Genomic DNA, 6,979 nt, shown 5'->3' on the forward strand with positions numbered 1-6,979 from the left:
CTGCTTATTTCTTCTGTGTGAACATGTTCACAGTTGAAATTGATGAGAATTAAAACAAATGGAGAATTGGCCTCTTGAAAACTTATTCACATTTCCAGTCATAACTAGAATCCCCAGGAAACTAATCAGTCTCATTTTGAGATAGATTAGGGTTAATACTATGTTTATGGGTTATTATTCTTATCAAGGAGGGAGAGATATGAAAAAAGTTTTGAGAAAAATGATTGAAATCTGCGCTTGCAGAATGGTTCGTAATCGTTTGATGGCAGAGGCCATGAAAAAGTCGAGATAGTCCTATGAACACCGAGAGATAGGGACGGGTTGACCGTCCTTTTTTCTTTGGTTGTTTTTGTCTTCTATCTGATTTCTGGGTAAGAGGCTTCTCAGGAAATACTGTTCTGCTATAAAATTCAGCATCCTTATCCAAATACTATAAGCACAAAATGCTTTCCTCATTCCTGAGTACCTTTCTTTATGTTTTTACGTCTTTAGTGACGGTGGTTAATCCTATCGGGGCGGCGATGTTTTTCCTGACGATAACCTCGGGAGCAACCCGCGCTCAGCGCATGACCTTATCCAATAAAGTATGTATTTACTTTCTGATCATGGCGCTGGTGACCCTGTGCGCCGGCTCTTTTGTTCTGAGCTTTTTTGGGATTTCTCTCGGAGTTCTTCGAGTCGCTGGCGGCCTGATTCTTTTTTCTGCCGGATGGTTGGCTTTGAATAATACTTCTTCTTCTAGTGAAGGGGAGGAGGAAGTTGAGTCAACTGCCGGAGCTCATAAGCCGAGAACCGATCAGGATTGGATGAAGCTTGCTTTTTATCCGTTTACGATGCCGCTCACTTTAGGACCGGGCGCCATTGCCGTGACAACAGCTATCGGTACATCAATGAATTTCACCATTCCTAATGTGATCGGAGCCTTTGCTGCAGCTTTGGCGAATGCTCTGATTGTTTGGTTATGCTTCCGTTACGCTGATCGTATTACCGAGATATTGGGACCAAGTGGCTCGGATGCAATCGGACGCATTTTCTCATTTATTTTGGTGTGTTTAGGTGTGCAGATTTTTTGGACGGGTTTCTCAGAATTGTGGCTGACTCTAGTATCGTCCGTGCCAAAATAAACAGAACATAGATACAAATGAGGCCGCGCTCTGCGGCCTTGCTGTTAACGGTTAGTTGTGTTTTTCTTTTTGCTGCTTTTCAGAAAGAAACGAGAATAGAAACTGACAAAGGCGATAATTAAAACGCCAATAATGATCAGTTCGTTACTGTAAGCGGCGAATTCTTCTCTTAAATAGTCCAACATAAATTCTTCCATCCTAATTACGGAGGCGTTGTTCCTCAATTCGTCTTGGAAACTTGTAGCTTTCCGATCAAGACGTCGAATTCGGCTTAAAAGGAGTCTAAGTTTTAAAAACGTACAAATGCATTGTAGGGACTGAGGGTAGTTAAGACAATAGTTTCTTATAGGGATTTTTACTGTACTTATTGATTTTTAAGTATAAATCTAATGATTGATACCTATTTTTGACCAATCCTATACCGCATTGTTGCGGTGATTTTGTGGTCTTTTTCACATAATTAATTGTGACTACCGAACAAAATAGTCTCGTTCCAAGAAATCCTAAAACAAAAAGCTCGACAACCGCTGTTGCGGAAGCCGAGCTTAGATGAATTAAATCAAAAGATTATTTCTTCTCTTCTTTTTTGTCTTTCGGATCAAGTTTTACGGCCAGGAATGTTCTGCTTCCGTCACGAGCAACTTGAAGAGCTAGTGTCTTGTCAGCAGCATTCACAGCATCTTTGAACTGTTCGAAGGAGCGAATCTTCTTGCCGCCTACGGATAAGAGGACATCACCTTCTTTGATTCCGGCCTCGGAAGCAGGACCATGAGATTCGACGACAACGAGACCGTCACCGTATTTTTTCTTCTCTTCGTCATTCAAACCGCGGACGGTTACGCCTAAACGACCGCGAGCTTCTTCAGCGGCTTTGCCTTTAGCAACTGAAGTATCGGCAGCTGCGTCAAGTTTGACCTTTACTTCAGCTTCTTTGCCTTCACGAAGAACTTTTACGTTGTGCTCGGTATCCGGGCGAGCAGAAGCGACTGCACGAGAGAGGTCTGCAGCATTATCAATGCCCTTTCCGTCGAAGAGGATGACGATATCTCCTTCCTGCAGGCCGGCTTTCTCAGCTGCGGAGCCTTTTTGGATCTGAGCGATCAAAGCGCCTTTGTTTTTCTCAAGGCCGAAAGATTTTGCCAACTCCGGACTCATTGTTTGGATCATTACACCCAAACGGCCGCGGTTTACTTTACCGTGTTTGACGAGTTCGTCTTTAATCTGAAGCGCCAGATCAATAGGAACAGCGAAGGACAAGCCCATAAAGCCGCCGGAAGTAGAGAAGATCTGAGAGTTAATGCCGATGACTTCTCCCTTCATATTGAAAAGAGGACCGCCGGAGTTGCCCGGGTTGACGGCGGCGTCAGTCTGAATGAACGGGACAAACTGATCGCTTGGGAGGTTACGGCTCTTAGCAGAGACGATACCGCTCGTGACTGTGTTCTCTAAACCAAAGGGAGCGCCGATAGCAGCAACCCACTCGCCTACTTTGACATCTTTAGAGTTGCCGAGCTTAACGCACGGAAGGTCTTTCCCATCGATCTTAATGACAGCAACGTCTGTTTTGGCATCACTGCCGATAACTTTGGCATTGAACTCACGATCATCAGTCAGATGGACCTTGATTTCATCAGCGCCGTCAACAACGTGATGGTTAGTAAGAATCAGACCGTCCGGACTAATAATGAAGCCGGAGCCTTGGCCTTTGCGTTCTGGCATACGATCTTCAAAACCATCCGGTCCGGGGAAGGGGAACGGGAATCCGAAACGACGGAGCTCATCGAGCTTGTCTTTGGGCATTCCTTTGAAAGGGTTTGCGTTTTTACGCACAGCGGCTTTTTGAGTAACCTGAATACTTACGACTGCTTTACCGTTGTCCTCCACAAGCTTGGTGAAGTCAGGCAGCTGCGCCTGCTGAGCGTGAGCGGAGGTTATCGGAGCAATCGGAGATGTCTGGACTAAAGAGCCGGCGACAAAAGCGAAAGTGACGGCAGCGGCTGCGGCCGTTTTTTTCATTGAAATACGAAGCATCAAATAAATCCTTGGTAGATAAAGTTCAGCTTGGTTTAGATCTTTAACTATTTGAATTAAGGGCTACTTAATGAAATCGGATGAACAAAATTAAGAGTAAATGAACGTAAATTCAGATGAAGAGATGTTACGTTTTCGAACAAATCAAACAAAAGAAATCGGATCGTTTCGGCAAGAGAAAAAGGTCAACAGATTAATGCAGCTCAGAACGATTGTTAAAAATAAAAAGAATCGGATGATTGAGATCGTTAAGAAAAAGGCTGAGGAATAGGCTCTGCTAAAGGCTGTAGGCGTAAGATGAAAGAAAATTAATTAATAAGACCTCACCCATGGAACAAACTTTATTTACTCAATTTTTACTTCAATTTGGAAAAAGTTCGCCGCTTTTTCTGCTCATTTTCTTGGGGTTCGCATTATCGCGCTGGTTTGGATTTAATAAAACCGCCAGCACAGTTCTTTCAAGGTTTGCTTTTAATATTGCTCTTCCGGCGATGTTGTTCCGTCTTCTGTCTAACCTTGCGTTAACAGAAAGCCATGCAGATCTAAGGCTGTTGATCGCATTTTTCGGAGCCTGCTTCATTCTGTTTTTTATCGGACGATTTGTTTCCGGATATCTTTTGAAAATGAAGCCGGTAGAAACTGCAATTTTCGGTACCGGATGTGTCTTCTCCAATAACGGACTTCTTGGTCTCCCTCTAGCCATTGCGATGCTTGGAGAAAAAGTCGCTCCTTCGGTATCTGCGGTATTGTCTTTAAACGCCTTGGTGTTGTGGACCTTGGTTTCAATTGCCGTTGAATTCTCTCTTCAGTCGGGACATCTTACGATCCGCTCTTTTTTGAAAACTTTAGCGTCAGTTTTCAAAAATCCCTTGATTATTGCCATTTTTTGCGGGGTTGCCTGGAGCTTTACGGGATTAAGCATCCCCTATGTGATTGACGAGCCTGTCCGTCTAATAGGCAACTCAGCAACTGCACTGAGCCTGATTGTGGTGGGGATGGGGTTGTCCGAATACGGAATAGGCCAAGGGTTAGGAAAGAGCGTTGTATTGAGCTCCATTAAATTATTCATTCATCCTGCGCTCATCTTCTCTTTAGCATTGTTAATCGGATTAGGGCCGGTTGAGACGACGGCGATTGTATTTTTAGGCTGCCTTCCTATGGGTGTTAATGTTTACTTGATGTGCCGACAATTTCATGCAGCTGAGGCTGTTATCGCGAATGCAATGATTATTACGACAGTTGTTTCTTCATTCACTGTTCCAATGGCAGTCGCATTTTTGACAAGGTATTTTGGAGGATTAGGGTAGAGAGTACAACGTCGATGAGGATAGTCTTCGTTTGAGTAGGAAGGCTTGCTAGGAATTTGAACTTTCTGCAAGTTTTATAACTTCAATTGGAGTACTACTCAAATGAAAAAAACACTTATCGCTGCTGCTGTAATGGCTGCTTCCGGCGTTGCATTTGCTGCTTCTAACGTAACTCTCTACGGTGTCATTGAAGAAGGTGTTCTTTTGGAAAAAGCTAAACACCAAGATACGACTGTCCAACTCAAGTCAGGGTTTGACCAAGGGTCACGTTGGGGTATTAAAGGTGTAGAAGATCTTGGGAACGGTTATTCTGTTGGTTTCATCCTTGAACAAGGCTTTACTGCGGACAACGGCAACGCCGCAAACGCTAATTATACAACTTCAAGTGGATTTACCCGTGAATCATTCATGTACGTGACCGGCAACTTCGGTAAACTGGGTTTCGGTCGCACTGGTTCACTTTCTTCCGGAGCGCAGTCTAATCACATCCTTACAGGCTGGGCGCTCGGAACTGGCTTAGGTCTTTCTTCTTGGACTAGCGAAATCGGTACTTCCTACGGCCGTCTTAACAATACTATTTCTTATGCGACCCCGTCTTTCTCTGGATTAACTATCCACGCAATGTATTCCAACGGCATTGGTGAAGACACAAACAAATGGTCTGAAAATACTCATTACTACGGTATCGGCGCTAAGTATCAGGCTAATGCGATCAAATCCAGCTTGATCTTTGAAGCAGTAGATAACAAAGGTGGAGAAAAGAATCTAGTAGGCAATAAGGTTCACGGAGATAAAGCCTACACTGTCAATTTTGGTTTCGAATATAACCTTGGCTCTTTCACGCCAATGTTTGCATATCAGTGGGCTAACCAGGACGATGGGAAGAAGACTCATATGTTCGGTCTCTCTGCTAAAGTTCCTGTAGCTGGTGGTGACGTGCTTGCAGGCGCCCGTTATCTCTTTGGTAAAGATGAAGCTATAACAACAGGAGATGATAAGGTTCGCGCTTGGAACATTGGCGCAGCTTACATTTATCCTCTTTCCAAGAGAACGGCTGTTAAGGCATATGCTGGTTATGCCGACGGTGCTAAAGCCTGGAAAGATACAGAGAAAGTTGTCTACAACGGCTATCAAGTTTACCTCGGCCTTCGTCATGCATTCTAATCTGATTTAATCTCTGATTAATCATCGGCCTCCTTCGGGAGGCTTTTTTCATTTGAACTTCGATTGTTGCTAGGAATTTGAACTTTCTGCAAGTTTTATAACTTCAATTGGAGTACTACTCAAATGAAAAAAACACTTATCGCCATGGGCGTTCTTGGCGCATTCTCCTCTCTGGCTTTTGCTGCTTCTAACGTCACTCTCTACGGTATCATCGAAGAAGGTGTGATCGTCCAGAAAGCTAAACACGGCGACAACAAAGTCGAACTGAACTCCGGTTTCGGCCAGGGCTCCCGCTGGGGCATCAAGGGTGTTGAAGATCTCGGCAACGGTTACAGCGCCGGTTTCGTTCTTGAACAGGGTTTCAACGCTGACAACGGCAATGAAGCTACATCCGGAAAAGCTTTCAACCGTGAATCTTTCCTGTATGTTAAAGGCGGCTTCGGCTCCTTCGGTTTCGGCCGTACAGGCGCTCTGTCCTTCGCGCAGACTCAGGCTATCCTGACAGGGTGGGCTTTCGGTACTTCTTATGGTGCTGGTTCTTGGCAGAGCGCTATTGCCAATAACTTCAGCCGTATGGACAATGTTCTGTCCTATGCTACCCCGTCTTTTAATGGTTTCACTGGCCATGTGATGTACTCTAACGGCCTGACAAGTGACTCTGAAAAATGGTCTGATAACAACCATTATTATGGTATCGGTGTTAAATACCAAGCCAATGCCATCAGATCCAGTTTGATTTTTGAAGCTGCGGATAACAAAGGATCTGCAACTGCTGCGACTTTAGTTTCTGATGTATTTACAGAAAATCAGTGGAAAGCTCTTGACAATGGTCAGGCATGGGCTGATGTAAAAGATAAAGTAGTAGGAGATGCAACAGCCAAGAAGAAACCTATCTACGTTATCAACTATGGTTTCGAATACAACCTTGGCTCTTGGACACCGATGTTTGCCTATCAGTTCGCCCATCAAGATCACGGCCGTAGAACTCATATGTTCGGCCTGTCTGCATCAGCTCAGGTTGCTGGTGGCAAAGCTATGTTAGGCGCTCGTTATCTCTTCGGTAAAGACGAAGCTACAAAGGTCGGCGCTAATAAAGTTAAGGTTGATGGCGACGTTCGTGCCTGGACAATTGGCGCAGCTTATGAATATCCGCTTTCCAAGAGAACAGCTGTTAAGGCTTATGCCGGCTACGCTGACTCAGGTAAAGAATGGAAGGAAGTCGAAGACGTTGCTTACAACGGCTACCAGGTTTACCTTGGCCTTCGCCACGCTTTCTAATCTGACCTGATCTCTGATTAGTCATCGGCCTCCTTCGGGAGGCCTTTTTGGTGTGCTCGGCATGAGCATTCTCTA

General features: G+C 44.7%; 5 protein-coding genes. 4 read left to right on the forward strand and 1 reads right to left on the reverse strand.

Annotation, left to right across the window (positions count from 1 at the left end):
- Positions 1 to 443 precede the first annotated feature (443 nt).
- Positions 444 to 1,124 (forward strand): MarC family protein, encoded by a 681-nt coding sequence (locus tag HMPREF9439_RS09505; RefSeq protein ID WP_008812419.1) that lies wholly within the window; start codon positions 444 to 446, stop codon positions 1,122 to 1,124.
- Positions 1,125 to 1,691: 567 nt separating this feature from the next.
- Here HMPREF9439_RS09505 and HMPREF9439_RS09510 read toward each other — a convergent pair.
- Positions 1,692 to 3,155, reverse strand: a complete 1,464-nt coding sequence (locus tag HMPREF9439_RS09510; RefSeq protein WP_022099703.1) for a Do family serine endopeptidase — start codon at positions 3,153 to 3,155, stop codon at positions 1,692 to 1,694.
- Positions 3,156 to 3,484: 329 nt separating this feature from the next.
- Here HMPREF9439_RS09510 and HMPREF9439_RS09515 point away from each other — a divergent pair, with 329 nt between their 5' ends.
- The 3 genes from HMPREF9439_RS09515 (at position 3,485) to HMPREF9439_RS09525 (ending at position 6,904) form a co-directional block, all read left to right on the forward strand.
- Positions 3,485 to 4,462, forward strand: coding sequence for an AEC family transporter (locus tag HMPREF9439_RS09515; protein ID WP_008812416.1), 978 nt, complete (start codon positions 3,485 to 3,487; stop codon positions 4,460 to 4,462).
- Positions 4,463 to 4,564: 102 nt separating this feature from the next.
- The gene (locus HMPREF9439_RS09520; protein ID WP_008864675.1) at positions 4,565 to 5,626 is read left to right on the forward strand and encodes a porin; all 1,062 of its coding nucleotides are present in this window, start codon (positions 4,565 to 4,567) and stop codon (positions 5,624 to 5,626) included.
- Positions 5,627 to 5,749: 123 nt separating this feature from the next.
- A complete protein-coding gene (locus tag HMPREF9439_RS09525) occupies positions 5,750 to 6,904 on the forward strand; it encodes a porin (protein WP_008812412.1) in 1,155 nt (384 codons plus the stop codon).
- Positions 6,905 to 6,979: the final 75 nt, after the last annotated feature.

Source organism: Parasutterella excrementihominis YIT 11859, from assembly GCF_000205025.1.
GTDB classification, from domain to species: Bacteria; Pseudomonadota; Gammaproteobacteria; order Burkholderiales; family Burkholderiaceae_F; genus Parasutterella; species Parasutterella excrementihominis.